Origin of the sequence: Pseudomonas sp. BNK-15 (assembly GCF_047456105.1) — a bacterium.
Classification (GTDB): Bacteria; Pseudomonadota; Gammaproteobacteria; order Pseudomonadales; family Pseudomonadaceae; genus Aquipseudomonas; species Aquipseudomonas putida_E.
This window is the reverse complement of record NZ_CP179898.1, coordinates 5142422-5168260: the sequence shown is the minus strand read 5'-3', so window position 1 is coordinate 5168260 and position 25839 is coordinate 5142422. Positions and strand designations below refer to the sequence as shown.

Annotated in this window: 19 protein-coding genes; 6 read left to right on the top strand and 13 right to left on the bottom strand. The window is 63.3% G+C overall.

Annotated features, from left to right (window positions below):
* Positions 1–3: 3 nt before the first annotated feature.
* Positions 4–702 (bottom strand): pirin family protein, encoded by a 699-nt coding sequence (locus ACMGF5_RS23670; RefSeq protein WP_119687171.1) that lies wholly within the window; start codon positions 700–702, stop codon positions 4–6.
* A gap of 186 nt (positions 703–888) precedes the next feature.
* Here ACMGF5_RS23670 and ACMGF5_RS23665 point away from each other — a divergent pair, with 186 nt between their 5' ends.
* Positions 889–3393, top strand: coding sequence for a UvrD-helicase domain-containing protein (locus ACMGF5_RS23665; RefSeq protein ID WP_119687170.1), 2505 nt, complete (start codon positions 889–891; stop codon positions 3391–3393).
* Between the two features lie 7 nt (positions 3394–3400).
* Here ACMGF5_RS23665 and ACMGF5_RS23660 read toward each other — a convergent pair whose 3' ends face one another.
* Complete coding sequence (locus ACMGF5_RS23660; protein WP_414157307.1) at positions 3401–8278, bottom strand: NEL-type E3 ubiquitin ligase domain-containing protein; 4878 nt, start codon at positions 8276–8278, stop codon at positions 3401–3403.
* A 184-nt stretch (positions 8279–8462) separates the two neighbouring features.
* On the opposite strand from ACMGF5_RS23660, the gene ACMGF5_RS23655 reads away from it, so the two are divergent.
* Together ACMGF5_RS23655 and ACMGF5_RS23650 are read left to right on the top strand one after the other, a co-directional pair.
* Positions 8463–9389, top strand: coding sequence for an alpha/beta fold hydrolase (locus tag ACMGF5_RS23655; RefSeq protein WP_115274586.1), 927 nt, complete (start codon positions 8463–8465; stop codon positions 9387–9389).
* 66 nt (positions 9390–9455) lie between these two features.
* Complete coding sequence (locus tag ACMGF5_RS23650) at positions 9456–9881, top strand: VOC family protein (RefSeq protein WP_414157306.1); 426 nt, start codon at positions 9456–9458, stop codon at positions 9879–9881.
* Positions 9882–10006: 125 nt separating this feature from the next.
* On the opposite strand, the gene ACMGF5_RS23645 is transcribed toward ACMGF5_RS23650, so the two are convergent.
* Positions 10007–10576, bottom strand: coding sequence for a hypothetical protein (locus ACMGF5_RS23645; protein WP_115274587.1), 570 nt, complete (start codon positions 10574–10576; stop codon positions 10007–10009).
* 76 nt (positions 10577–10652) lie between these two features.
* Positions 10653–11039, bottom strand: coding sequence for a VOC family protein (locus ACMGF5_RS23640; protein ID WP_046785960.1), 387 nt, complete (start codon positions 11037–11039; stop codon positions 10653–10655).
* A 187-nt stretch (positions 11040–11226) separates the two neighbouring features.
* Between ACMGF5_RS23640 and ACMGF5_RS23635 the strand changes: the two genes are divergently transcribed.
* Positions 11227–12132 carry a LysR family transcriptional regulator gene (locus ACMGF5_RS23635; RefSeq protein ID WP_115275528.1) on the top strand — a complete coding sequence of 302 codons (906 nt, stop codon included), beginning with the start codon at positions 11227–11229 and terminating at the stop codon, positions 12130–12132.
* Positions 12133–12169: 37 nt separating this feature from the next.
* Here the strand turns inward: ACMGF5_RS23635 and ACMGF5_RS23630 are convergent, their stop codons facing one another.
* The 3 genes from ACMGF5_RS23630 to ACMGF5_RS23620 are packed head-to-tail and all read right to left on the bottom strand — an operon-like array spanning position 12170 to position 14153.
* Entirely contained in the window at positions 12170–12586 is a 417-nt protein-coding gene (locus ACMGF5_RS23630; protein ID WP_012314810.1) for a RidA family protein, read from the bottom strand.
* Positions 12586–13905 carry a flavin-containing monooxygenase gene (locus tag ACMGF5_RS23625; protein ID WP_119687168.1) on the bottom strand — a complete coding sequence of 440 codons (1320 nt, stop codon included), beginning with the start codon at positions 13903–13905 and terminating at the stop codon, positions 12586–12588. Before ACMGF5_RS23625 ends, ACMGF5_RS23630 begins: the two co-directional genes overlap by 1 nt.
* 14 nt (positions 13906–13919) lie before the next feature.
* Positions 13920–14153 carry a hypothetical protein gene (locus tag ACMGF5_RS23620; protein WP_144415454.1) on the bottom strand — a complete coding sequence of 78 codons (234 nt, stop codon included), beginning with the start codon at positions 14151–14153 and terminating at the stop codon, positions 13920–13922.
* A 54-nt stretch (positions 14154–14207) separates the two neighbouring features.
* Here ACMGF5_RS23620 and ACMGF5_RS23615 point away from each other — a divergent pair, with 54 nt between their 5' ends.
* Together ACMGF5_RS23615 and argE are read left to right on the top strand one after the other, a co-directional pair.
* Positions 14208–14885: a DUF1028 domain-containing protein gene (locus tag ACMGF5_RS23615; RefSeq protein ID WP_012314808.1), complete on the top strand. Its 678-nt coding sequence runs from the start codon at positions 14208–14210 to the stop codon at positions 14883–14885.
* Positions 14878–16038, top strand: a complete 1161-nt coding sequence (argE, locus tag ACMGF5_RS23610) for an acetylornithine deacetylase (protein WP_414157305.1) — start codon at positions 14878–14880, stop codon at positions 16036–16038. The genes ACMGF5_RS23615 and argE overlap by 8 nt, the downstream gene beginning before the upstream one ends.
* 28 nt (positions 16039–16066) lie before the next feature.
* On the opposite strand, the gene ACMGF5_RS23605 is transcribed toward argE, so the two are convergent.
* From ACMGF5_RS23605 to ACMGF5_RS23580, 6 genes are all read right to left on the bottom strand, one after another.
* Positions 16067–17335: a carbohydrate porin gene (locus ACMGF5_RS23605; RefSeq protein WP_046785963.1), complete on the bottom strand. Its 1269-nt coding sequence runs from the start codon at positions 17333–17335 to the stop codon at positions 16067–16069.
* Between the two features lie 111 nt (positions 17336–17446).
* Complete coding sequence (locus ACMGF5_RS23600) at positions 17447–19864, bottom strand: glucose/quinate/shikimate family membrane-bound PQQ-dependent dehydrogenase (RefSeq protein WP_046785964.1); 2418 nt, start codon at positions 19862–19864, stop codon at positions 17447–17449.
* 280 nt (positions 19865–20144) lie between these two features.
* Positions 20145–21590, bottom strand: a complete 1446-nt coding sequence (locus tag ACMGF5_RS23595; protein WP_046785965.1) for a curlin — start codon at positions 21588–21590, stop codon at positions 20145–20147.
* Between the two features lie 16 nt (positions 21591–21606).
* A complete protein-coding gene (locus ACMGF5_RS23590) occupies positions 21607–22077 on the bottom strand; it encodes a curlin (RefSeq protein WP_046785966.1) in 471 nt (156 codons plus the stop codon).
* A 15-nt stretch (positions 22078–22092) separates the two neighbouring features.
* The gene (locus ACMGF5_RS23585) at positions 22093–24324 is read right to left on the bottom strand and encodes an Ig-like domain-containing protein (protein WP_174141905.1); all 2232 of its coding nucleotides are present in this window, start codon (positions 24322–24324) and stop codon (positions 22093–22095) included.
* 32 nt (positions 24325–24356) lie between these two features.
* On the bottom strand, positions 24357–25685 hold the full coding sequence (locus tag ACMGF5_RS23580) for a hypothetical protein (protein ID WP_115274593.1): 1329 nt from the start codon (positions 25683–25685) through the stop codon (positions 24357–24359).
* Between the last annotated feature and the right edge of the window lie 154 nt (positions 25686–25839).

Genomic DNA, 25839 nt, shown 5'->3' with positions numbered 1-25839 from the left:
TGTTCAAGCCACATCGACCAGCACGATCTCACTGTCCTCGATTGCGGTCACCCGCAGCACGTCTTCCTGCTCGATCGCCACGCCATCGCGGCCCTTGGCCCGCAGCCCATTGACCTCGACCAGGCCCTTGGCCGGCACCAGATACCCTCGACGCCCTGCATCGAAGCGGTACTCGGCCGTTTCGCCTGCCCGCAGGGTTGCCGCTACCAGGCGCGCATCGGTGCGGATCTGCAAGCTTTGCTCATCGCCCGCCCGGCCGCTGGCCAGGGTCACGAAGCCTTCACCGCGTTCGCCTTTGGGGAACGGCCTGGTCCCCCATGACGGTGCATCGCCAACGCGCTCCGGTACGATCCAGATCTGGAAAATACGGGTATCGACGTCTTCCAGGTTGTACTCGCTGTGCACGATGCCGGTACCGGCACTCATGACCTGTACATCGCCGGCCTCGGTGCGGCCTTTGTTGCCCAGGCTGTCCTGGTGAGTGATGGCGCCTTCACGCACATAGGTGATGATTTCCATGTCGCGGTGTGGATGCGGTGGGAACCCGCTGCCGGCGGCGATCAGGTCATCGTTCCATACCCGCAGGTTGCCCCAGTGCATACGCGCCGGGTCATGGTATTCGGCAAACGAGAAATGGTGATGGGCGTCGAGCCAGCCGTGGTTGGCGTGGCCAAGGCCTTCGAAAGGTCGCAGTTGCAGCATGATCGTGCTCCTTGAATGGGTGGAATGGGCTCATGATGCTTCAAAGAAAGATCGAAAATAAGCGTAAATATCGGCTAATTATCATCGTTTAATTAGATTGTTCTGGGCAATGTGAATTGTGCGATTCATCGCCTAATCCACTGATCTGCAAGCATTCGCTGGCGATTTTTTGCCGATGCGGCGAACATGCACGCTGATTCGATTTTCAACGGAGTGACCGTGGCCCACGAGCAACCCCAGGCCCCTGCCGAACTGACCCCGCCCGCACAATTGCCCTGGCTTCGCCGCCTGGCTGCACGGCTTTTGGGCCGTGGGCTGAGCCGCTTGCAGGCGCAACACCGCGACTCCTGGTTCCTGGGGTATGCCACCGGCCAGCGCAGCGGCCACGCTGATGGCGTGCGCGAAGGTTTCGAGCGTGGACGGGTGGAAGGCTACGAGGCGGGGCGCCAGGTACTGGTGATTCGCGATTCACGCCCTGATGCCGCCGCCGTACCCGGTCAGGATGACCGGTTGTTCGACGACTGGCGCCTACCACTGACCACTGAGCTCAAGAAGCGCTTCAAGGCCGATGTAGCCCAGCGCCTGCCCGCCGAGGCACAGCCCAGTGCCGCCCAGTGGAAGCTGATATTCAGTGATACGCCGTCCACTTGCGTGGTGGCCGGGGCTGGGGCTGGTAAGTCCACTTCGCTGGTGCTGCGCATCCTGCTGCTACGCCATTACCTGGGCTATGAGCTGGACGCGATGACGGTGGTCACTTTCACCCGTGAATCGCGCAAGGACTTCATCAAGCGCCTGGTGCAAGTGTTCTCGCTTTGGCAGCTCGACCTGCCACCGGCGCGTGCGCGCGAGCTGGTACGTACCTTTCACTCGCGCATTCTGCCGCTGGTCCGCAGCCTGCCGGGTTTCGGCCAGGTGCGAGCATTCGAGACCCTGGGCAACGACATGCCAGAGGGGCGTGAGGCGGACGCCGAGAGCAACCCGTTTGACCTGCGCCTGAACGATGCCCAGCGCCAGCAGCTCAACCTTTGCTATCGCGACCTGCTCGCCGAAAATCCGCGCTTTGCCGAAATCATCGCGACCTTGCGCCGTGAAGCCCTGCAGCTCAAACCGCTGGACCCGGACCACCCCGACGTGCAGAAGCGCGTGCAGGTGACGCAACTGGCTGCCCAGCGCGACGAAGAGCTGTGCGACGTGATCGAGGACCTGTGGTTCGCGGCGGGCGTTTGGCCGATCAAGGGCATTGAGCCGTGCCGTGAAACGGTCGACATCCGGGGCAGCCGCTTCCATGTGCATGGCCGTCTGGAAGGCCTGGATGCCTGGGTTGTGCTTGGTTTCGACCCGTCGGAAAGCGCACAGTACCAGCGCCCGGGGGCCAAGCTTACGGTGCGCGCCGAGTGGGCGGTCAAGCGCACGTTGCTGCAGGCGTTCTGCGACAGGCCGCTGATCTGGCTGGACAACTATGCCATGGCCCGGCGCCTGGCCGCCTCGCTGGCAGGCGACGCGGTCGCGGGCCCTGGGTTCGAATACAAGGTCAAGGGCGAGTTGGCCCCGGCACCGTTGCTCGATGCTTTCGTCGGTGCCGCCAACTTCATCGAAAACCTGGGCCTTGAGGTCAACAGCGCCGTGGCGGCGATGAGTTTCCCGTCCGGTGACAGCGATGCCTTGTTCTTCGAGGCCCTGGCACTGTACTGGAAAGCCCTCGAGGCGCACCTGCTCAACCAGTCGCCGCCGGTGATGAGCTACAACCGCATGTTCGCCCTGTTCGGTGAGAACAACCCGGAGAACCTGCAATTGCTGCCAGACCCGATGCTCAGGCCGTTGGCGCATCTGATGATCGACGAATTCCAGGATGTATCGCCGCAGATCGTCAGCTGGCTACGCGCCAGCCTCGCGGAGATCCGCCGCCGCGGAGCGGCCATGCACACCGGCCGTAACGCCCAGTACTCTTCGCTGCTGTGTGTGGGTGACGATTGGCAGTCGATCTATGGCTGGCGTGGCAGTTCGCCCAAGTACTTCATGGAGTTCACCAAGACCTTCCCTTCGCCGGCCAATACCCGGGTGATGCTGGTCGACAATTACCGTTGTCAGCAACTGGTCATCGATGCTGCCGAGCATCTGGTCAAGGGAGCGCCATCGATCACTGGCAAGAAGGCCCGGGCCGCGGGCCCTGCTGCCGAGTTGCCGGTGTCGGCAGTCAAGGTGTGCGAACGTGACGAAGCGGTGCTTGGCCAGACGCTGATCGAGCATTACCAGCGTGGCGAATCGGTGATGATGCTGTACCGCAAGGGCGCCGATAAAGCCTTGATGAGCGAGCATCTGGCCAGCGTACTGCAAGGCGAAGCGGCATTGCCGCCCGAACAAAGGCGTCTGCGTCAGCTGACGTACCACAGCGCCAAGGGGCTGCAGGCCGATGCAGTGTTCATGCTCGGCGACTGCCAGTACCTGACCAGCTCGCCGTACAAGAACCAGGTGTATCGCCAGGCCGGCCTTGGCCGGGCCGGTGATGCCCAGCCGTTCGATACAGCGCAGAAGGAAGAGGTACAGCGCCTGGCCTACGTGGCGGTCACGCGCGCCGCCAGACACTGCTATTGGCATGTCGAGGCAGCCAGCGGCGAAGCGGCCGCTGCGCCACGGGCTTCGAGCCAGGTGGATGGCCGGCAGGCCTTCTTCGAAGACTTGCGCGGCCAATGATCGCGGCTTAGCCAGCGAGGGTTTCGGCCTGCCGGGTGAGGCTGAGCAGCAGGCCGTGCTCGACCTTTTGCTGCTCCTCGTTCAAGGCGCGCATGGCGTGGTCGAACTGGCCGTCATTGAGCGGCACACGCCGCAGCAGTCCGTTTTCGTCCAGCGGGTTCTGCGGCAGCACAGGCAACAGGGCTTCAAGTACCGAGCTGTCCAGGCGGGCTACCGGTTCATGGCTGCCGTCCAGGCAATGGAACAGGTAGTCATGGCCCACTCGCCAGAAATCGGTGAGCAGGCTGAATGCTTCGGCATTGTGACGCTTGAGGTAGTGCACCCAGCCGGCCTGCCCAAGTATCCAAGCCTGCCGAGTATCGGTTCTGGCATCCTGGGCAAGCACTGCGCTGTGTACCTTCTCGATGATGGTGCTGTTGATCCTGGCCGTGTCCCGGTAGAGCATGCCGCGGCTGGGTTCAGGGAAGTCCAGCCGGGTTGCAAGGGACTGACGCAAGGCAAGGCGGACTTCGATATCGTCGACCAGCCCGGTTTCCAGTTCGACGTCAGGAAACGCGGCCGGATCATCCAGTGAGTCGTACTGTGGCAGATCCGCATCGAACATACCCTCTTGCAGCGCCTGCTTGCGCAATGTCCTTCTCAGGCTGATGCGGTCGGCCAGTTCGTTGACGATGTCCCGGCGATAGAGCTTGCGGTATAGCGCGAGCAGGGTCTTGGCCTGCTCGCCGGTATGGCCTGCGGCTTCGTGCGCCAGCACTTCGATCTCCAGTGCGCTGAAGGCGTCGGCACCTGCGTCACCGCAGGTTGGCGGATACGCATGCGCCACGTCGGCAAGCCTTTCGCGCAGTGCCGTGTCCCGGCCGGCTTTCTCCAGCAGGGCCCAGACTCGGCGGCTCAGGCTGTCTGGCTCATGCCGCGCCTCGGCTGACTGTACCAGGCGTTCGAGAATCCCCAGCAATTCACCGTTTTCCCCCTGGTCGAACAGATCGGTCCAAAGCTGGTCCTGGTGGGTGGAGGCGGTACTGCGCCACAGTGTCTGCCATTCAGGCATATCGGGTGCGTGTTCAAAGACCTGGACGCCGCTGGCGCGCAGTTGCGCACGGGTTTGCGCTTCAAGCGTGTTGTAATTGAGGTGCCAGCGCCGCTCGGGTGCTCGCGCAGCGACGTCCCGGGCGAACGGGGTGCGCAGGATGTCCGCGAGATTGGGCAGGGTGCGAATGCGGTTGAATGACAAGTCCAGGTGACGCAGTTGGTACTGATGTTGGCTCATCAGCCGCGTCAACCCCTCTGGCCATTGCCGCAGGTCGCAGTTGTTCAGGTTCAGGGTGCGCAGGCGGCCCATATAGCTGACGTCGGGAGCATGGCCCAGTGTGTTGAAATCCAGCAGCAGTTCCTGGGGATGGATCATGGCCTGGAAGGCCGAGGCCAGGGTTTGGTCGAGGGTAATGGCATTGCTGCCCAGGTTCAGTACATCCAGCCGTAAGCCAGCCAGCAAGACGAGGCTGGCAGCGTCCAGCTGCAGCCGGTTTCTGCGCAGGTTGAGGTTGCGCAGGCCGGGCATGGCCGCCAGGGCCTCATGAGCCAGGGGCGAGAGGGCCGGCAAAGCATTGCCGTTCAGCTTGAGCGTTTGTAGTCCAGGTGCCGATTTCAGTGCCTGGAACAAGGCCTCGGCGTCCATGTCCGGGTTGCCGGCCACCTCGAGTGTGCGCAGGCCAGGAAAGCATGACAGAAAATCCCCTTCCAGGCGCTCGAGCCTGAGCCCTTCCAGTGTAAGGGTGCGAACATGTGGCAAGCGTGCCGTGAGCGTTGGCAGCGTGCGTAACTGCATGCGGTCCAGCGTCAGCGTCTCGCGGGCAGCGCCACCTTCGCGGCCCCAGGCGGCCAGCATCCGCTCGGCAAAGTGTGAGCGATCGAACCGCTCGTCCAGCTCATTCGCGCCGCCAACCCACCTGTGCAGGTCCTGGCGCAAGGTGCGTTGCTCGGCTTCCAGTCGGCTGATCTGAATACCCAGGTTGCCCGCCTGGGCCAGTTCGGATTGCAACGTGCCGAGTTCTCTGTGGTCGAGCTCTGGGTAGAGCGCGCGCAGGCGCTGCGTCGCGCGCCCGGTACCGCGGCCACTGAGCGGGTAGCCGATACGGCCGGCGGCAAGGCGCAAAGGTGAACGGTAGCCAGGTTTGATGGGCTGCTGGCCAATCAGCGCGGCGCAGTTTTCGCGGTCGGCGAGCGCAACCTCAAACAGTTGCGCGGCGCTTGCCTGCGGATGCTGGCCCAGCAGGCCTTCGGTCAATTGCTGGCTGTCGCTATTGGCCAGATGCGGACGGTATAGACCAATGATCGCGCGGTCCAGCCGTGTGCGGGCTTGCAACTGGCGCGCTTCTTCGGCTATCCGTAACGGCACACGTCCAGTTGCCAGGCGTGCGCGTTCGGTATGGCTGGCCGCCTGGATGACCTCTTCCAAGGCACCAGGTGGTACACCGGGGAACTGCCTGCGCAATGGCTGTGTCGCGTCACTTGCAGGCTGGGCATGGTTGCGCAGCATACTGTGGTATATCGCCTCGCGCTGGCTCTGCAGCTGTTCACCCAGCCTGGTGTTCAGGGCCGATGCCCACAGGTCGGAAGGCAGGTCGCCGAGCATGGCTCGCACGTGTCGCTCGTCCAGCTGCGTTACGACTGCATGGCCCAGTTGACCATTCTCCAGATCCGAGCGGGTCATGCTGATTTCAATCTGGCCAGGTGTGTCGAGCGCCCCATACCGCACCGCATCGCCCCACGGTTCGGGGCCGATGAATACCTTGAGCACGTGATCCTGCGGCCAACCTGGCAGGCGCACCAGTTCCGGCAGCGCATAGTTCTTGTAGGCCGCCATTGAGAGGCCGTGCCGCACACGGTGGATCAGGTTCTGCACCTCGTTGTCCAGGCGTATGCGCAGCAGCATGTCCTCCAGCAGAGCCGGCGGGCGCAGCCCTTTGGCATGCATGCGGCGCAGCACACTGGCGTCTGTACCCGTACTGCGCATCGCCGTGATCAGCTCGCTGCTGTCGAGCCCCAGGCTTGAGTGGCCAAGCCGCTGCAGCAACTGCGTATCGTCCCACTGCAAAGGCTGCTCATGGGCCAGTTGCCAGCGCCCGTCACCCTGATGATGTAACAGGGGCGCGTAGGCTGCTGGGGCGCTGGGATGGCGGATGCGCCATTGCTGGTCAGGATCCTGGAACGTTTCATAGGGCGTGCCTTCCAGCATGAGGTAGCGTTTGCCCTCGAGCTCGTAGTGCCCAAGTGCATCGGGCTGGCCTTCTGTTGGCAGGGTGACCGGACTGGTATAGGGGCCCATGTCCGGATGCCACAGTTGCAGGCGGTCTTCATGCCATACCGCTTGCATGGCATCGACGAAACCTGACGCTTTGATGACCTTGGCTGCGCCGGCAAAACCGGCGATCGCGGCAGCATTGATTACCAACGATTCAACCTGGGCCAGTGCTTGTGCAGTGTCACTTTCTTCCCAGGCCTCAAAGCCGGTAAACACCGAATCCATCAGTTGATAAGCGAAAACGCCGGTCATTACCGCGTTCAGGCCGGGCACGAAGAAGGCGGCGATGTTCAGCACGTTCATGCCCATATCTAGCCAGTACCGCAGGTGCCTCTGATGAACCTCGGCGTCGACATCGGCTGTGGGGACAGCCAGGACCCTGGCGTCGGCCTTGAGGCGGACAAGGTGGGCGAGGTAAAGGGTTGGCCACAACTCGGTTCTTGTTTGCGATGGCAAGACGTGAAAGCTCGGCGACTTGCATGGCCGTTGCCTGCCTTGCTCATCGATCTCGAACAGTGCGTCCCGTAGCTTGCCCGCCAGCATGGGCTGGTCGCGTTTATAGGCAAGCCCGATAACGGTTTCGCGGAACGTGCTGTGCAGCAGCCGCTGTCGGAAATGCTTGGCAGCAGCCTGACGGGAGGGGTATTCGCGCACAGGGTGTTCTTCGTCGCCCGGGAGGTGGACGATGCAGGGGGTGATTGCATCCGGTATATCGGCGCCGATGAACAGCATCTCGTGCAACGGGATGTCGAACAGGCTCAAACGCCAGCTATGCAGGCGATGGCCGTCGTAGGCGGGCTGAGGTACGTCATTGCACAGGTCGTTGATCGCGGCGAGGCCTTTTGCGCTCAGCAGGCCCTTGAGCGAGGCGATGTACGCCTGAACGCGCAGTTCCTCTTGGCTGGCCCGCATCGACAGCTGACTGATTTGCGCCTTGTGCGGGCCTTCATAGATGGCCTGCAGGTGATCCTGATATTGCTGGCCAAGGTCCAGTGTGCGGCAATGCCGCACGAATTGCGCCAGGGACAAGCCGGCCAAGGGCGTGTCGTCGCCGGGCGCGCAGGTCAGCCCGCTGTAAGGCCCGACTTGTTCGATGCCTTCGAAGTTGTGCAGGGCGGCTTCAAGCAAGCTGCGCGACTGACGAGGGCCTACGGGGCGGGTCACAAAGGTCTCTTCCTGCAGGTGCGCACCCAGCGGTACTTCCAGGCTGCCGGTGCCCGGCCCGTAGTTGATGACCGTCTCGAAAGGCTGGAAGTTGTACTGGGCCTTGTCCACGGCCACTTTCAGACCCAGCCGGCTGCTCAGCAAAGGGCTGCAGAACGTGGTGATGTCCTTGAAACCCACAAGTGCGTTGCTCAGTTGGGTAACGCAGCTGTCACGTCGCCCGATGAGCATGCGCAACTGCTCACGATGCTCTGGCTGCGCGGTCGCATACCAGCTGTAAGGCGCGCCATCTTCATCCACGTAGGGCGCGCGTGCGCGTTGCACGATGCCTCTGGCATGCGTGGGATGCAGGGTGCAGGCCCATTCGGGCAGGGCTTGAGTGATCAGGTCTTGGTGCAGGGCAATCGCATTGTGCATGGGATGAGCCTCGTATGAGTGGAGGCGGTAGTCGACACCGCTGGCGAAGCGGGCGTGCGGTAGATAGTTGCCCGCAAGGGTCGGTCTCGTGCATGCATGGGTCGGTAAGAGGCCAGCAGGGCAGGCCACGCTGCGAGATGGTGGGGTAAAGGCATGGCGCCAGTGTTCAGCGAAGGAGAGTGCGATGCGTTCGCTATGCAGTCCCAAGGATCATCTGCTTGACCTCGACGGTATTGAAATAGCGGTACGCACGTGGGGAGCCGAAGACGGTATACCGGTGCTGGCGTTGCACGGCTGGCTGGACAATGCCGCCTCGTTCGAGCGGCTGGGCCCGTTGCTCGATGGTTGCTTCGTGGTCGCCCCTGACCTGGTCGGTCACGGTCGCTCCGATCACCGGCGCCACGACAGCGGCTACTACCTGTGGGAGCATGCCGAGGACATGCTGGCGGTGGTCGAAAGCCTTGGGCTGGTGCGGTTTCATGTGCTAGCCCATGGCATGGGCACCGGCATTGCCTCGCTGCTGGCTGCCATGACCAGCGGCATCGCCAGTATGACCTTCCTCGACGGCATGGGAGCGCCGTTCACGGTTGCCGAGGATGATCGCGTGCAGCACCTGGCCCGTGCCTATCGGCTCAAGCGTATGGTGCAACGCAGCCAGTTGCACGGCTTTGCCGACGTTGCCGGGAGCCGCTTCGACGATCTGGAAACTGCCCTGGAGCAGCGACGCAAGCGTCTCGACGGCGAACTTGCCGACGACGCCGCACGGTTGCTGGCTATGCGTGACCTGCTGCAGTTGGCGCACGGCTACTGCTGGCGCCATGACCCACGGCTGGTGTTGCCCGAGCCGATGCCACTGACCGAGCGCGAGGCGTGTGACCTTCTCCGGGAAATCCGCTGCCCGCTTTACCTCATGCTGGGCAGGCAGGGGGCGTTTGTTGGCGGTGCCTTCGCGCAGCGCGAGGCTGCACTGCCCAGCCATGCCAGGGTGTCATGGCACCCCGGTGGGCATCACTTCCACTTGGAAGCGCCGGACCGAACAGTGGTCGAGCAGATACTGCGCACCCTGGCCCGCCATGATGCCGGCCTGCTGCAGCGCCTGGTGAACGAGTAGCGGGGGGATGCGCTGCTGGGCTATGGTGGCCGGGACCTCTGTGCAATCGCCTCAAGGAGCGCCGGCATGAGACCCTTCGCCATCAAGCACATCGACCACCTGGTGCTGCGCGTCAGCGACCTGCAGCGCAGCGTGGCCTTCTACCGTGACCTGCTGGGCTGCACGGTCAGCAGGGAGCGCGAGGACCTGGGGATGGTCCATTTGGCAACCGGTACGGCCATGATCGACCTGGTTACCCTCGATGGCCCGCTTGGGCGCCCCGGTGGTGCTGCACCCGGGGCTCAAGGGCGTAACCTTCACCACTTCTGTCTGCGTATAGAACCGTTCGATGAACAAGCGCTGACCGCCTACCTGCAAGCGGCCGGCGTGGCGGTGGAGCCTGCCCAGGTGCGCTATGGCGCCGAGGGCGAGGGGCTGTCGCTATACTGCTATGACCCCGATGGCAACCAGGTCGAGCTCAAAGGGCAAGTGCCAATGCAGCAGGGCGCATGACCGGGCTGTGAGGAAATGATATCCGCCGATGCTGACAACCTGGCTATCCCGTACCAGCCGATTCTGCCTGGAATATTTTGCTGTCACTTTCGCCTTGCTTACCTGCGCTGCAAGCTTGAGAGCAATCAGTCGAAGTAACCACGCAGGGTAAAGGCATACCCGATATCTACGTCCTTGGCCTCACAGCGGCTTGAGCGCTTGGTCAACACGAATTCGAACGCTGGCTCGTACAGCCCCTCACGCACGACCGCGCCGCCCAGTACTTCGACGTCATACCAGCCGTTATCCAGCTCGATGATCGGCCGCCCCGGCACTTGGTAGCGGGCGAGCAGGTCACCGAGGGTCTTGTTGGTGAAATGCTGGAGGATGCGCCAGGTGTACACCATCACCGCACGGTTCTCGACCCGTAGCACATAACCGTCGCGTCGGTGTTTCAGGCGGCTGCCGGGCTCGAGCAAGGCGGGAGTGTCACCTTCGAGGGTGAAAATGATGTGGTAGGGCAGGTTGTCGATGCCGGCCAAGGGTATGACGATGCCTTCGCGCACGGCCCTGTCGCCGCTGTCGGTGTGGGTGAATTCGCTGGCCAGGTCATCGGGCAAGTCATTGTCGTGCTTGAAGCGGTCGAGCAACTGAATGTCCCCGACCAGAAAGTAATCGATCAGGTCGTTGAGCACTTCGCTGAATTCGTGGCGCATTGTTTTTCCTTGTTTTAGCGCACCGGGAATAGCGGCAACTTTAGCCAATGGCAGCCTGGCCTGCCATGGGCCAGGGTCAATGTTTCTGAGCGATCTGGATCAGGTTGCCGCAGGTATCGTCGAACACCGCGACGGTGACCGGGCCCAGGTCGGTGGGTTGTTTGGTGAACCTGACCCCGGCCTTGCACAAGCGCGTGTACTCGGCCTGAATGTCGCGCACGCCGAACGACGTCGCCGGGATACCGTCCTGGCGAAGCGCTGCCTTGTAGGTCTTGGCCGCTGGGTGGGCATCGGGCTCCAGTACCAGCTGAACGCCGTTGGGCTCGTTGGGAGAAGTGAGGGTCAGCCAGCGGTACTGGCCCATGGGGATGTCGTCCTTGGGCTCGAAACCCAGTACGTAGTGGTAGAAAGCCAAGGCCTTGGCCTGGTCGTCGACGAGGATGCTGGTGACAACGATTTTCATAGGCTCACACCGTTCCTGCGGCTGTTTACCTTCCAGTAAAGACGTTTTGCAGCCGGGCGTGGCAAAGCAAGAATATGTTCAAGCCATAGGCAAATCCTTCATCACCGCGCCGCCCGCCACTGCAACGGCACGGTAAAGTGGCAGGATAATTCAAAAGGGCGCCCCAACCGGCGCCAGAGAGGTGCCTGTGGCTTCCTATACCTTGCGACAACTCAAATACTTCGTCACCACCGTCGAGGCCGGCAGCGTCGCTGAGGCATCGCGCCAGTTGTACATCGCGCAGCCGTCCATTTCCACAGCGATCAAGAGCCTGGAAGAGAGCTTTGGCGTGCAGTTGTTCATCCGCCACCATGCCCAAGGTGTTTCGCTCACCCCCAGCGGCAAACGCTTCTACGCCAAGACCAAATCGTTGCTGCAGATGGCCCACGAGTTCGAGCAGAACGCGCTGGCCGACAACGATACCGTGGCCGGCCAGATCGATATTGGCTGCTTCGAAACCGTGGCCCCGTTGTACCTGCCACGCCTGATCGCCGGTTTTCGCGAACGCTACCCGGGCGTAGACATCCGCTTGCGCGACGGCGAGCAGCAGGAGCTGATCCAGGGCCTGACGGCGGGTACGTTCGACCTGGCGTTTCTCTACGATCATGACCTGGATGGCACCATCGAGGCTGAGCCGCTGATGCCTCCTCAAAAGCCCTACGTATTGCTTCCTGAAAAGCACCGCTTTGCCGGCCAGTCGCAGGTGTCACTGCGTGACTTGTGCCCGGAGCCGATGATCCTTCTGGATGTGGCGCCGAGCCGTACCTACTTTGTCAGCCTGTTCAACGAGATGGATCTTACGCCGAACATTGTCTTCAGTTCGCCGTCGATCGAGATGGTGCGCGGGATGGTGGGGCAGGGGTTCGGCTTTTCACTGCTGGTGACCCGGCCGCATTCAGAATGCACGTATGACGGGCAGAAGCTGGTGACGGTGGACATTGCCGAGCCGGTGGCGTTGTCGGGGTTGGCTGCGGCGCGTTTGAAGCGGGTGCAGTTGACCAAGCCGGCGCAGCTTTTCGTGGAGTTTTGCCGGGAAGAACTGGGCAGGATGTAGATGACCGGGGCGCAGCGCGCCCCAGCACCTCACTCAATCAAGCGTGATCCGGCACCACCGCAATCACATCGATTTCCATCAGCCATTCAGGCTGGGCCAGGCCCGCCACTACCAGCCCGGTGGAAATCGGGAACACGCCCTTGAGCCATTTGCCCACTTCTTTGTACACCGGCTCACGGAAGCGAGGGTCGGTGATGTAGGTGGTGGTCTTGACGATATGCGACAAGTCGGAGCCTGCTTCCTCAAGCAGTTGCTTGACGTTCTTCATCGCTTGCTCAGCCTGCGCCCGAGGGTCGCCCAGGCCCACCAGGCGGCCCTCGAAATCGGTGCCGACCTGGCCGCGCACATAGATGGTGTTGCCGGCGCGCACGGCTTGGCACAAGTCGTTGTCCAGGGTCTGGTTAGGGTAGGTGACCTTGGTGTTGAACATGCGGATGCGGGTATGGGTAGGCATCAGTGGGCTCCGAGGGTGCTGACGTTGCTGATCGAGGTAGTTTGCTGCTCATCCGCTTCACGCTGTTCGCGGTCGCGGTAGGCCAGGTAAGTGCGCTGGGTGGCGATGTGGCCGGCGACGTGCTTGGCGTCGTGCCAAACGCCCCAGATGAACGAGGAACCGCGGCGCGACAGCCAGGGCAGTCCGAGGAAGTACACACCCGGTTCGCGGGACACGCCGCGCTGGTGCTGGGGCTTGCCATTGGCATCGAAGGTGTCGACCTGCAGCCAACTGAAGTCCACGCCGTAGCCGGTGGCCCAGATGATGCTGGTGACATTGGCTTCGGTCAGGTCCAATTCCAGTAGCGGGTTGCTGACGCAAGCCGGGTCCGGCAGGCGCTTGCGTGCTTCGGGCTCTTGCGGCAGGTCCAGGCCGTTGCGTTCGACATAGGCATCGGCAGCGTCCAGCAAGGCCAGGTAGTTTTCGTCGCCGCGGCGGATGTTGTCGGCCAGGTTGTCCTGGAAGCGTGCAACACCGTTGTCGAACGATTGGGTCAGGCCGACCAGGGTCATGCCCTGATGGGCGAGGGCGCGGAAGTCTACGGTGTGGCCGCCACGGGCACCGCTGACGGCGATGGTCACGTGCTCACGGCCTGGCTTGGCGATCTCGGCATCCCATTCGCCCAGCACGCCCAGCCACCAGCAGAAGTCGCGGTTGCGATAAGCCCGTGGCGGACGATCGTGGGCGCCGACCGACAGGTACACCTGGCGCCCGGCGCGCATCAGCTCTTCGGCGATCTGCACGCCGGAGGAGCCGGCACCTACCACCAGCACTGCGCCCTCAGGCAGTTGCCCGGGGTTGAAATAGGCGGCGGAGTGGATCTGGTGCAGGTGCTCGTCCTTGGGCGCGATGGCCGGGATGACCGGGCGCTGGAACGGGCCGGTGGCGGCCACCACACGGTTGGCACGGATCACCCCCTCGTTGGTTTCGACGGTGAAGCCTGGGCGGTCGGCATTGCGCACCACCTTCTTCACCTCGATGCCGGTGCGCACCGGCAGGTTGTACTTGCGTACGTATTGCTCGAAATAGTCGGCAACCTGGTCCTTGCCGGCGAAGGCGTCGGCGTCGAGGTTGAATTCAAGGCCGGGGAAGCGGTCATGCCAGGCCGGGCCATTGGCGACCAGCGAATCCCAGCGGCCAGTGCGCCAGGCCTCGGCGATACGCTTGCGCTCCAGCACCAGGTGCGGCACGCCGAGCTTGCTCAAATGTTCGCTCATGGCCACGCCGGCCTGGCCGGCGCCGACGACGAGGGTGTCGATTTCGATTGTGTTCAGTGTCATGTCCGAGCCCTTGTTCAGGCGGTTTTTGTCAGGTCGGTTTGGAGGACCGCCGTTACCTGGGGCCAGACTAGGGATGCACGGAAAATCGCGAAATTAGTATTTAACGAGTACTTGCCGATAAAACGGCGAAGGCCTTGCTGCACAAGGGCTACAGGAAGGGTGGCAGGGGTTTCGGGCTGTTTTGCGTGGCTGTGCGCGGCCTTAGTTTTTTCCTGCTCAAGGCACAGGAAAAAGGTGGTTTCGCTCACTAAAAGGTTCTGCCCAGAATGCCTGCAATCGCCCAGAACAACAGGAGCCTTTTCATGACCTTCTCCATCATCGGACGCTGCCAGGAAACCGGCCAGGTCGGTATCGCCATCAGTTCGTCGAGCATCGCCGTAGGGGCGCGTTGCCCTTGGGTACGTGCAGGCGTCGGCGCCGTTGCCACCCAGAACATCACCTTGCCGGCGCTTGGCCCACAGATCCTCGATGCCTTGGAGCAGGGCCAGCTGCCGCCTGCGGCAGCGCTGGACCGGGTGCTCAGCGCCAATGGCTGGAGCGAGTACCGCCAGGTCACGGTGATCGACAGTAACGGCCAGGTGGCGTTGTTCACCGGCAAGCAGGCGTTGGGTGTGCACAACGCCGTGGCCGGTGAGCAATGCGCGGCGGCCGGCAACCTGTTGTCTTCGGTACAGGTCATCGAAGCCATGGTGCAAGCCTTCGAACAGGCCGGCGGGCACCTGGCTGATCGCCTGCTGGCGGCCATGCATGCGGCAATGGCTGCAGGTGGCGAGGCAGGCCCGGTGCACTCGGCGGCGCTGAAGATCGCGGGCGAGCTGACCTGGCCGCTGGTGGACCTGCGCGTGGACTGGGCCGATGAAAACCCGATCGGCGTGCTCGATGGTCTGTGGCAGGCGTACCGCCCGCAGATGCAGGACTACGTTACCCGCGCGCTGAACCCGACGACTGCACCGAGCTATGGGGTGCCGGGTGATGAGTGAGTTCACCAGCCGCGCCCTGTTGGCCCGGCTGATCGGCTATGCCACGGTCAGCCGCGACTCCAACCTGCAGCTGATCGGCTTCATCCGCGACTATCTGGCCGAACAGGGCGTGGACAGCGAACTGTTCCATAACCCTGAAGGCACCAAGGCCAACCTGTTCGCTACCATCGGCCCCGCTGATGTTGGCGGCGTGGTGCTGTCCGGGCATACCGATGTGGTGCCGGTGGATGGCCAGGCCTGGACGGTCGAACCGTTTGCCCTGAGTGAACGCGATGGGCGCCTGTATGGCCGTGGTACGGCGGACATGAAAGGTTTCATTGCCTCGGTGTTGGCGGCAGTACCCGCATTTCTTGCGCAGCCGCTGCGCATGCCGGTGCATTTGGCGTTTTCCTATGACGAGGAAGTGGGTTGCCTGGGGGTGCGCTCGATGCTCGCCGCGCTCGAACAGCGGCCTGACAAGCCGCGGCTTTGCCTGATTGGCGAGCCTACCGAGCTAAAACCGGTGCTCGGCCACAAAGGCAAGCTGGCCATGCGTTGCCAGGTGCACGGCGCGGCGTGCCATTCGGCCTATGCGCCGTATGGTGTGAATGCCATCGAATATGCCGCCAGGCTGATCGGCAAACTGGGCGAGATTGGTGACGCGCTGGCGCTGCCCGAACAGCACGACAAGCGCTTTGATCCGCCGTTCTCGACGGTGCAGACAGGCACCATCAAGGGCGGCAGGGCGCTGAATATCGTGCCCGAAGAATGTGCATTCGACTTTGAGGTGCGCGCCTTGCCAGGCTTTGAAGCGCAGACGGTGGCCGATCAGTTGCAGGCCTATGCCGAGGCCGAATTGTTGCCGCGCATGCGCAGCGTGAACGCGGCCAGTGCCATTCATCTGGCACCTTTGAGTGCATATCCTGGGTTGGCCACACCTGCCGACAGCGAGGCGGCGCGGTTGGTGGCATTGCTCAGCGGGTCGGATGAATTCGGTACGGTGGCGTTCGGCACCGAAGGCGGGTTGTTCGATCAGGCAGGCATCCCCACCGTGGTGTGTGGCCCGGGGAGCATGGAGCAAGGGCACAAGCCGGATGAGTTTGTCAGTGTCGAGCAGTTGCAGGGTTGTGATGCGATGCTGTCGAGGCTGGTGGATTACCTCAGGCAGGATTGAAAAGGGGCCGCACAGCGGCCCCAGGGGATCAGAAGGTCGCTTTGACCTGTAGCCCCACCACCAGCGCATTGTCGATGTCCTGCCCGGAGAAGGCACCAGGCTCGATGATGTACTGCACATCCGGGCGCAGGTTCAGCCATGGCGTCGCCTGGTAGCCGTAGCTCAGTTCGATCAATTGCTCGGCGCTGTCGATGTCCGGGAACTGCTGCCCGGCATCGAACGCGGCATCTTCCAGCACGTCACGGCTGCGCGGGTTCGGCACGGCGCGGCCATAACCCAGCGCCACGGTGTCACGCGGGCGGCCTTCGAACGGCTTGTACAGCACCACACCGGCGCCATACCACTTGGTAAATGGCGAGGCTGCCTTGCTCGACGCCGAGTACTGGCCGAAGGCATGCAGGCTGCGGCCCGGCAAACCGGCATCGTTCCACACCGCCTGGTCGATCAGCAGGTAATGGCCGCCACGGCCGGACACTTCGTCGTCACTGCCAATGCGTTTGACGTCGGAGCTGTCGTAGTAGTAGCCCAGCTTGTATTCACCCGGCAATTCGCCCTGCAGCTTGTAGATCAGCTCGACCGGCACCACGGTGCCTGTGGTGTGCTTGGGCCCCAGGTGCCAGGCGCGGCTGGAGTTGCCGTTGCTTTCGGGGTCGACGTTGAACGCCGCCACGCGCAACTGCCAAGATGGCGACAGGTCGTACTTCACGCGCACGCCCAGGTGGGCGTTGGGGTAGTTGGCCCAACCGCTGCCACCCGACATGTTCAGCGGGTGACCGCAGAAGCCGGCGTTCATGAAGTTGCACAGGATGCCGCTGTCCAGGCCGCCGAGGTCGTTGCCCATGGCCATGTAGCCGAGCTTGACGTTGAGCGCCGGGGTGAACAGGGTGCGCTCGTAGCTCAGTTCGGTCAGGCGGGTGTACAGGCCGCCGTAGTTTTCCTGGATCGGCAGGCGGTTGCCCACCAGGTCTTCCGAGGCGCTGTTGCCGCGACGGTCGTTGATGGTCAGCTGGACCTTGCCGCCGTTATCCAGGCCATACAGTTTCGACAGGTCGAACTGCACGCCGAACTTGAGGTTCTGCGAATAGCGCGCCGAGCGGTGCAGGCCACCGTGGGCGTTGTACGCGGTCTCACCGCTGTAGTCGCCGGTGACCTTGATGCCGTCTTCTTCAAGCTGGTGGCGCAGGCCGCCCCAGTCACCGGTCATGGTGCTGCGGGTCATGAGGTCGCCGTCGGCCAGGGCGGTGGTGCTGGCCAGGGCCAGCAGAAGGGGGGAGGTGATGCGAATAGCGGATGGCATTGCGGGGTCTCGAATTGATCTTTCAGGGCCTCATCGCCGGCAAGCCGGCCCCCACAAGGTCTTTCAACGAACCTGTGGGGGCCGGCTTGCCGGCGATGAAAGCGACGCGGTTTACGGCAGTGCGTAAGAAATCACGTAGTCGCCACGGTCAGTCGACTGGCGGGCGCCACCGGCAGTGACCACCACGTACTGCTTGCCAGTCTTGGGCGAGACATAGGTCATCGGGCCACCCTGGCTGCCGACTGGCAGGCGGGCTTTCCAGATCTCGTTACCGTTGCTGCTGTCATAAGCGCGCAGGTAGAAGTCCTGGGTGCCGGCGATGAACACCAGGCCGCCTTGGGTGGACAGCGTGCCGCCCAGGGTTGGCAGGCCGATCTTGATCGGCAGGTGCATGCGGATACCCAGCGGGCCGGTATCTTCGACGGTGCCGACCGGTACCTGCCAAGCCACCTGGCGGGTCTTCATGTCGATGGCGGTCAGGGTGCCGAACGGTGGTGCCTGGCAAGGGATGCCGGCGACCGACAGGAAGCGGTTCTTGTTCACCGCATAAGGGGTGCCTTTGAGCGGTACGGCGCCCATGCCGGTGTTCAGCGCTTCACCACCGCCAGCGGCCTGGCCTTTGTTCTGCGACGGGATCATCTGGATCCACAGGCCCAGGCGCATATCGTTGACGAAGATGAAACCATGGACCGGGTCGGTGGAAATGCTGCCCCAGTTCATGCCACCCAGCGAACCGGGGAAGCTCAGCGACAGGTCGGTGCCCGGTGCGGTGTACAGGCCGTCGTAGCGCATCTTCTTGAAGTCGATACGGCACAGCAGCTGGTCATATGGCGTGGCGCCCCACATGTCCGACTCGGTCAGGGTCTGTGCGCCGATCTGTGGCATGCCCACCGATTTAGGCTGGGTCGGGGAGTACGGCTCGTTCGGGATGTTGCTTGGCTTGACCGGAACTTCGTCAACCTGGGTAAGCGGCTTGCCGGTGGCGCGGTCGAGCACGTAGATCTGCCCGGCCTTGGTGCCGATCACCACCGCAGGTACCGACTTGCCGTCGTCCTTGGTGAAATCGATCAGGCTTGGCTGCATCGGCAGGTCGAAGTCCCACAGGTCGTTGTGCACGGTCTGGAACACCCACTTTTCGTTGCCGGTGGTGGCGTCCAGGGCCAGCACCGAAGCGCCGTAGGTGTGGTCCAGCTTGCTGCGCTCGACACCGTAGATGTCGGTGGACGAGGAGCCCATCGGCAGGAACACGGTGTTCATCGCCGGGTCGTAGGACATCGGCGCCCAGCTGTTCGGGGTGCTGCGCACATAGGTGCTGCCGTCGGCCGGAGCGTTGCGGTCTTGCGGGTTGCCCGGGTCGAATGCCCAGCGCATGGCACCGGTGAACACGTCGAAGCCACGGATCACGCCGCCTGGCATGTCGGTCTGGACATTGTCGGCGACACGGCCGCCTACCACCACGGTGGTACCGGCCATCAGCGGTGCGGACGACAGCTGGTAGTAGGAGTTCGGTACGTCACCCAGGCCGGCCATCAGGTTGACCTGGCCATTGTTGCCGAAGCCTTGGCAGAACTCACCAGTGTCGGCGTCGACTGCGATCAGCCGGCCGTCGATGGTGTTGGTCAGCAGGCGACGCTGGCAGTTGGCGCCAGCCGGTACGCTACCGACGGTTACCGGCGAGCTGTTTGGCTGAGTTGGCTGGGCCACTGGCGCGGTAGCGTCGAAGTAGGCCATGCCACGGCAACGCTGCCACACTTTGGACTGGGCGTTGATCTCGTTTTTCCACAGCTCTTTGCCGGTGTCGGCATCGAGGGCGATCAGGTTGTTGTGCGGGGTGCAGATGAACACCTTGTTGCCAACCTGCAACGGGGTCAGCTGGTCTTCGGCACCGTTGCCATCGCTGACGGCGACGTCACCGGTGCGGTAGGTCCAGGCGACCTTGAGCTTGTCGACGTTGTCGCGGTTGATCTGGTCCAGTGCAGCGAAGCGGCTGCCACCTTCGGTATTGCCATAGTGGGCCCAGTCCTTCTGCTCCTTGCCGGCTTCGACCGGGGTCATGCCCGGGCCTTTGCCGGTAGGCGCGACGCTTGGATGGGCAACGAACATGTTGCCCGCAGCGATCACCAGCACCACGGCCAGCACGCCGGCGATGCCGTAGGCACCACGGCCAGTGCTACCGCCATTGGCACGTACCAGCTGCGGGTAGACGAGCGCCACCACCATGCCGATAGCACCGAACATGAACAGGCGCGAGAACAGCGGCCAGAACACCAGGCCGGCGTCGATCAGTGCCCACAGTGCGGTGCCGATCAGGAATGCAGCGTACAGCCAGGCACCGGCTTTCTTGCGTCGGGCAATGAGTACGCCGGCGATGGCCATGGCCAGGCCGCCGATCAGGAAGTACCAAGAGCCGCCAAGGCCCGCGAGCTTGACGCCGCCGGCAGCCAGGAGGAGGCCGAGCAGGGCGATGATCACGCCCAAGCCGACCAGGATGATGTTTGTGGCGCCAGAGGCGCGCGGTGTTTCGTTCATGCCAGGGATCTCAGCAGGTGGAATGTGCGCAGTTTAAGCCCTTAGCAAGCTAATTAACAAGTTGGTACATAATGTTCTGAGTCTGATTGTCGCAGGCTTGAACTTGCGGGGTTGTCGCGAAAAGTCTAGATCAGGCAGCGAAAAGTGCATAAAAGGTTGTTGCAGCCGGCAGTCAAAAACATCCGCGTCCCGATAACCTGGCGCCCCGATAGCGTGTGGAGCACAAAAAAAGGAACCGCAACGCCAGGGAGAGAAGCGCTGCGGTTCAAGGGGGAGCTGCTTAGCGCTGGGTGGCGGTGGCCGTGTTGCCGTTGCCCATCTGGGTGATGGTGGCGGCCTGGTTGGCCCCGCTCTGGTCGACGAACGCCATGTTGCCGGCGCCGCCCTGGGTCACGTAGGCGACGTTGGCGGTATCGGCCTGCTTGATGGTGGCGCTGTTGCCACTGCCGTACAGCTGGGTGGTGAAGCTCTGGTTGGCGTAGCCGGACTGGTCCAGGGTGATGGTGTTGCCGGTGCCGGTGGTGTCGCCGGTGGCATAGTTGTCGATGCCGCGCTGGTCAGCGATCAGGATGTTGTCGGTGCCGTTCTGCTCGAAGTACAGCTCGTTGTTGCTGTCGGCCTGCTTGGTTTCCATCGAGTTGTTGGTGCCTTTCTGGCCCAGGGTGGCCAGTTGCAAGGTACCGTTCTGGGTCAGGTTGACGCTGTTTTCCGTGCCTCTCTGGTTGATCACGGCGGTCTGGTCGCTGCCGAACTGCCCGCCAAGTTTCTCGCCTTTCCAGTTGCTGGCCATGACCTTGTTACCGGTACCTTGAGTGGTCACGGTCAGGCTCTGGTTGTCGCCGGTCTGGTAGGTGAAGTGCAGGTTGCTGGTGCCGGTCTGGGAGATGCTGGTGGTCGAGTTGGTGGTCTCGAACTGATCGGACCAGCTGGCGTTGGACTTGCCTTGTTGATACAGGCTGGCAGTGTTGTCCTGGCCCAGGCTCTGGTCGATGTAGCCTTCGTTGAGCTGGCCATTCTGGTTGACGGTGGCCTGGCTGCCGACTTGAGTGTCCTGCCAGACTTCCACCGAGTTGCCCGTGCCGTTCTGATCGATGCCTATGAGGCCGCCGGTGCCGTCGCGCTGGTCGCCATAGGCCCAGTTCTGCTTGCCTTGCTGGTAGATCTCGATATTGCCGTCGTTGTGCGTCAGGTGTTCGGCAGCGGCATAGTTGTCCTGGCCGTCCTGGTTCACCAGGCTCTTGTTGTTGCTGCCGCCGAACAGCTGTTCGACGAAGGCTTCGTTGCGCTGGCCGCTCTGCTGGGTGGTGGCCTGGCTGCCCAGCTGGGTATCCTGCCACACGGTCGAGCGGTTCTCGGCGCCTTGTTGCATCTGCAGCGCCTGGTTGTTTTCACCCAACGACTGGCTGGCGAAGGCGTCGTTGTAGGTGCCCTCGGCTTGCTGGGTGATCTGGCTGCCATTTTCGACCAACTGCTCGGCGTAGCCGGCGTTGTACGAGCCACTGGCGGTCTGGTCGATGTAGCTGGTGCTGGTGTCCTGCACCGCCAGGTGGTTGTGGCCCTTGCCGGTCTGGTTCTGGGTGGCGGCGGCGAAGGGCGCGACGGTCTGGCTGACTTCGGCGATGTTCTGGTTGCCGGTCTGCGACTGGGTCGAGGTGCTGTCGTCCGCCATGACCTGGCCGGCCACGGCCAGGAGGATAGCGGCACTTAGGGGAGCGAGCTTGAACATGGTGGTGCCTCCAGGTCTATCGGTATTGAGTGATCTGAACATGCTGGCCATTGCCGGCCTGGGTCACGGAACTGTTCAGGCCCGAGCCGGCTTGCACAATGCTGGCGCTGTTGTCGTTGCCGATCTGCTCGATGCTGGCGTTGTTGCTGGTGCCGCTCTGGCGGATCGACGCGCTGTTGCCATTTCCCTGTTGGCTGATGCTGGCCATCAGGTCACTACCTTCTTGCAGGATGTACGCTTCCTGTGCGCCCCCGGCCTGGACGATGCGGCCCAGCAGGGCCTGGCCGTTCTGGTCGAGGGCGGCGCGGTTGCCCGAACCCAGCTGCTCGATCACCGCCACCTGGCCGGCACCTGCCGGTAACAGGCGGATGATCACCGGGTCACCGAGGTCGCTGCCGGCGGCAAGGTCGGCGTTGTCCATCAGGTCGTCGGCCTGAGCCTGACCCGCCAGGGCCAGGCTCAGCAGCAGTGGGTGAAGGCGTTTCATGACGTTCTCCTGGCCTTAGCGCACAACGACGTTGATGGTGCGTGTGGTGCCTTGGCTGCTGGTTACGGTTGCCGTAGGCGCGGCAGTCGGGATCATCGTGGTGCTGTTGCCCACTGCCAGGCGCCAGCGTCCGGTTATCGGTACCGTGACGGTGCCGAGGGTCTGCTCACCCGTGGTGGTGGTCACGCGCACGGTGACGGTGTTGCCGGTGGTGACCGACGAGGTGCCGCTGATGTCCCAGTTGAAACGGTTATTGGAGCGCGCCGTGACCGTTGCCGCGGTGACCGCAAAGGTTTCTGCGGCCGGGCGTGGCGACACGTTGACGGTGATGGTGCCGGGGTTGGAAAGCGAACCGAGCGAGTCACGCACCTGGAAGGTGAAGGTGGTGGTGAACGCTGTGGTGACCGTCGCCGGTGGCGTGTAGGTCACCGTGCTGCCGTCGGTGCTGACCGTACCGCGGCCGGCAGCGGGTTGCGTGACGTTGTCGACCACCAGTGGTGCGTTGCCTTCCGGGTCGGCGGCGCCTGCCAGTACGTTGATACTCAGGGGTACGCCCAGTGTCGCGACGGTCTGGGCTGCCACGGTTGGCGGCTGGTTCGGTGCAACGTTCACGGTCACGGTGGCCGGTGTGGACTTCAGGCCCTTGGCGTCCACCGCCTGATAGCTGAAGGTGGCGACCAGGGGTTGTGTGGCGCCGGCTGGCGGGGTGTAGGTGACCGACGTGGTGCCGTTTAGCACAACACCGCCAAGGCCGGTACCCGGTTGGGTCAGGTCGCTGATGGTCAGCGGTACGTCACCGTCCGGATCGCTGTCGTTCTGCAACAGGTTGAGGGTCAGCGGTACACCGACGCTGGTACTGCCGGAATCGGCCTGGGCCAGCGGCGCCTGGTTTTCGGCTTCGATCGGTGCGTTGCCGACCACGATCACCGGCTCCTCATCGCTGCCGCCATGGGCGGACTTGATGGTGACAGTGGCTGGCGGCTGGCTGAGGTCGTTGACGGTCAGGCTCTGCAGGGTGCCGGATTTGGACAGGCGGCCGTAGCCTTGGGCAACCAGGTCGGGGACTACCACCTCGTCGCTGGAGCGTGCTTCGATCACCAGGCGCTTGTTGGTCCAGTCGTAGCGGGCAGTGTCCACTTTCACCACATCTGTCAGCTTGCTCGACAGTGAAGTAGGGCGGGTGCCGCCGGTAGCCGTGCTGCCGGTGACCACCACTACCGGCGGCGGCGCGGTCTGGCTCAACTGCTGGGTGAAGAACAGCCCGTTGTTATCCGCAAGCAGGCTGAACTGGCAGGGCGAGGGTGGAGTCCCGACCAGGGCCAGGCCATTGCGCATGCATACATCAGCATCGTTCGGCGCCTTGGCGAAGACTTCGACCCGGGTGCCGGCGCCGTTGCGCGAGTAGGTGGCGCGCTCCAGGGTTACCGGCGTTTGCGCACGCTGGTCAAGCACCTTGCCCGACACCGTGAACACATTGGTCTGGATGGCCCCGGCTGGCCCTTCGATGCGCACGAAGTTGGTATTGAACGGGCTACCGGTCACCGCTTCGGTGAGGTTCGGATCGCCGATGAAGGTTTCGCTGGCTCCCGTGTCCGGGTTGACTTCGGTATAGGGGCCACCGACCCCGCGCAGCCACGGCCCGATGTTGCCGTTGAGCGCTCCGCTGAAGTCGCCCGGGGCGCCGATGCCGATGTCGCGGGTGACGTTGATCGCCCGCCGACCGGCTGCGGTCACGTTGATCGTTTCTACACCGTAAGGGTGGGTGATGACATAGGTGCCGGTCGTCGGTACCGAGGCGCGGATACGGATGCGGGCAAAGCTTTGCTGGTCACCGTCTACCGGGTTTTCTGCGGCGAAAGCGGCTTCTATGCCTGCTACGTAGACTTCCAGTTCATAACCACTGTTGCCCACCTGCGGGATCGAGGTTTCAGCCAGGAACCAGAACATCTCTGGGGGCCAGTTGTCGGGGAATACCAGTGGCAGTGCGTCGTCGTAAACGCCCGGCTCAGGCAGCAGGGTGCACATGTAAGCCGGTGCGCCCGGCGCACCAGGGAACCGGGTGCTGGTAGCGCGCGACTGGCACAGCTCCAGGGACAGGTTGTCGGTGTCCTTGTACCACATCGGGTATCCACCGGTGGCAAAGGTGTAGGGGCCCGGATCGACCTCCGACAGTGCGGCCCAGGCCGCGCTGGTCACAGTGAGGGAGAAACCGGCGGCCAACAGCGCACGGCGTTGCCAAGTGTTCATGCTGCCTCCTTGAAGGCGGAGCCTTTGTCTGTTCATGGCACCAGCACCACGTCTTCGCTGTCGCTACCGCCATTGGCACTGGTGACCTGCACCTTGGCCGGCGGGATGGGCGACAGGGAGGTGCTCAACGTTTTCACCGCACCGCTGCCAGCGAGGTCGCCGATCAGCGCACCGTTGCCGGTGTGGGCGGTGAGGACCGGTGGGCTGGTCTCGTCACTGGTGCTTGCCACCAGGGTCAACTGGCCGCTGGCCAGGCTGAATTCGGCACGGGTGATGGTCACCAGGTCGGTCAACGGCAGGTTGACGGTGGCCAGGCTGCTGGTGGGGATCGCCACACTGTTGTCAGCGGTCAATGTCAACGAGGCCGGCAACAGCGGGTTGAGGACTGACTGGGCATACCAGGCGCCGGTACTGTTGGCTTCGGTCAGGCTCAGGTTTGGCGTCTGGCTGGTCAGGGTGACGGTGGCCGGAGGCGGCGGGGCCATCACGAAGACGTCCTGCTGGGCACGCAGGTCGCCGTCCTCGGTGTGCCGCGAATAGGTACTGCGCAGTGGCATCAACGGGGTTGGCCGGGCAACGTCGGAGAGCTTGCCGGAGATCGAGAACAGCTCGGTGCGCAGGTCGATGCCACCGGGGCCCTCGATACGCACGTAGTTGGTGTTGTACGGGCTGCCGGTGACAGGCTCTTCCAGGTTCGGGTCGCCGATGAAGCGCTCGCTGCCCTCGGTGTAGGGGCCGTTGACGCTGCGCAGGAACGGCCCCACGTCACCTTTGAGCGCGCCGCTGAAGTCACCGGCGCCGGCGATGCCGATATCGCGGGTCATGTTGATCGCCCGATCACCGGCGGCGGGCACGTCGAACACGTCGACGCCGTAGGGGTGCGTGACGATGTAGGTGCCGGCGGTCGGCACATCGACGCGGATACGGACCCGGGCGAAGCTGACCTGATCGCCTTCGACGGGTTCCTCAGCGGCGAACGCCGCTTCGATGGCCGTGCCGTAACTCAGGTCGATGCCGCGGGCGGCATCGACGATGGCGGCGTCGGCGGTGAACCAGAAGGCTTCGTCAGGGAAGTTGCTGGGGAAAACGATGGGTTGTGTGTCGTCGAATACGCCAGGCGTGGGCAGCAGCGTACACATGTACGCCGGTGCCCCCGGGGCGCCAGCAACACGTGAGCTGACGGTTTTGGTCAGGCACAGGTCAAGGGTTCGCCCGTGCGTGTCCTGGTACCAGGCGGCGAAGTTGCCATTGGCGGGGTTATAGGGACCGGTGTCGACGGCATACAGCGCTGCCTGTGCCGGGAGCTGGAGCATGCTGGCGAAAATCGCCACGGCCAGCGGTGTGGGTATCGGTCGGTGCATGAGTCATTCCTCCTGCAAACGGGCCCATGGACTTGGGGCGTCTGGGAGGACATCGGCAACAGCCGTGCCAAGTGCGCGAAATGGTGCTGCAGGGTTTATAGCGCAAGGGGTGCGGTACTTCGCGCGTCGTTGTTTGAAACGTGTTGTTTGGGTG

What these genes read in the sequence shown, in the direction of transcription:
- ACMGF5_RS23670 (WP_119687171.1), bottom strand. Translation starts at nt 702, where the DNA reads ATGCTGCAACTGCGACCTTTCGAAGGCCTTGGCCACGCCAACCACGGC.
- ACMGF5_RS23665 (WP_119687170.1), top strand. Translation starts at nt 889, where the DNA reads ATGCACGCTGATTCGATTTTCAACGGAGTGACCGTGGCCCACGAGCAA.
- ACMGF5_RS23660 (WP_414157307.1), bottom strand. Translation starts at nt 8,278, where the DNA reads ATGCACAATGCGATTGCCCTGCACCAAGACCTGATCACTCAAGCCCTG.
- ACMGF5_RS23655 (WP_115274586.1), top strand. Translation starts at nt 8,463, where the DNA reads ATGCGTTCGCTATGCAGTCCCAAGGATCATCTGCTTGACCTCGACGGT.
- ACMGF5_RS23650 (WP_414157306.1), top strand. Translation starts at nt 9,456, where the DNA reads ATGAGACCCTTCGCCATCAAGCACATCGACCACCTGGTGCTGCGCGTC.
- ACMGF5_RS23645 (WP_115274587.1), bottom strand. Translation starts at nt 10,576, where the DNA reads ATGCGCCACGAATTCAGCGAAGTGCTCAACGACCTGATCGATTACTTT.
- ACMGF5_RS23640 (WP_046785960.1), bottom strand. Translation starts at nt 11,039, where the DNA reads ATGAAAATCGTTGTCACCAGCATCCTCGTCGACGACCAGGCCAAGGCC.
- ACMGF5_RS23630 (WP_012314810.1), bottom strand. Translation starts at nt 12,586, where the DNA reads ATGCCTACCCATACCCGCATCCGCATGTTCAACACCAAGGTCACCTAC.
- ACMGF5_RS23625 (WP_119687168.1), bottom strand. Translation starts at nt 13,905, where the DNA reads ATGACACTGAACACAATCGAAATCGACACCCTCGTCGTCGGCGCCGGC.
- ACMGF5_RS23615 (WP_012314808.1), top strand. Translation starts at nt 14,208, where the DNA reads ATGACCTTCTCCATCATCGGACGCTGCCAGGAAACCGGCCAGGTCGGT.
- argE (WP_414157305.1), top strand. Translation starts at nt 14,878, where the DNA reads ATGAGTGAGTTCACCAGCCGCGCCCTGTTGGCCCGGCTGATCGGCTAT.
- ACMGF5_RS23605 (WP_046785963.1), bottom strand. Translation starts at nt 17,335, where the DNA reads ATGCCATCCGCTATTCGCATCACCTCCCCCCTTCTGCTGGCCCTGGCC.
- ACMGF5_RS23600 (WP_046785964.1), bottom strand. Translation starts at nt 19,864, where the DNA reads ATGAACGAAACACCGCGCGCCTCTGGCGCCACAAACATCATCCTGGTC.
- ACMGF5_RS23595 (WP_046785965.1), bottom strand. Translation starts at nt 21,590, where the DNA reads ATGTTCAAGCTCGCTCCCCTAAGTGCCGCTATCCTCCTGGCCGTGGCC.
- ACMGF5_RS23590 (WP_046785966.1), bottom strand. Translation starts at nt 22,077, where the DNA reads ATGAAACGCCTTCACCCACTGCTGCTGAGCCTGGCCCTGGCGGGTCAG.
- ACMGF5_RS23585 (WP_174141905.1), bottom strand. Translation starts at nt 24,324, where the DNA reads ATGAACACTTGGCAACGCCGTGCGCTGTTGGCCGCCGGTTTCTCCCTC.
- ACMGF5_RS23580 (WP_115274593.1), bottom strand. Translation starts at nt 25,685, where the DNA reads ATGCACCGACCGATACCCACACCGCTGGCCGTGGCGATTTTCGCCAGC.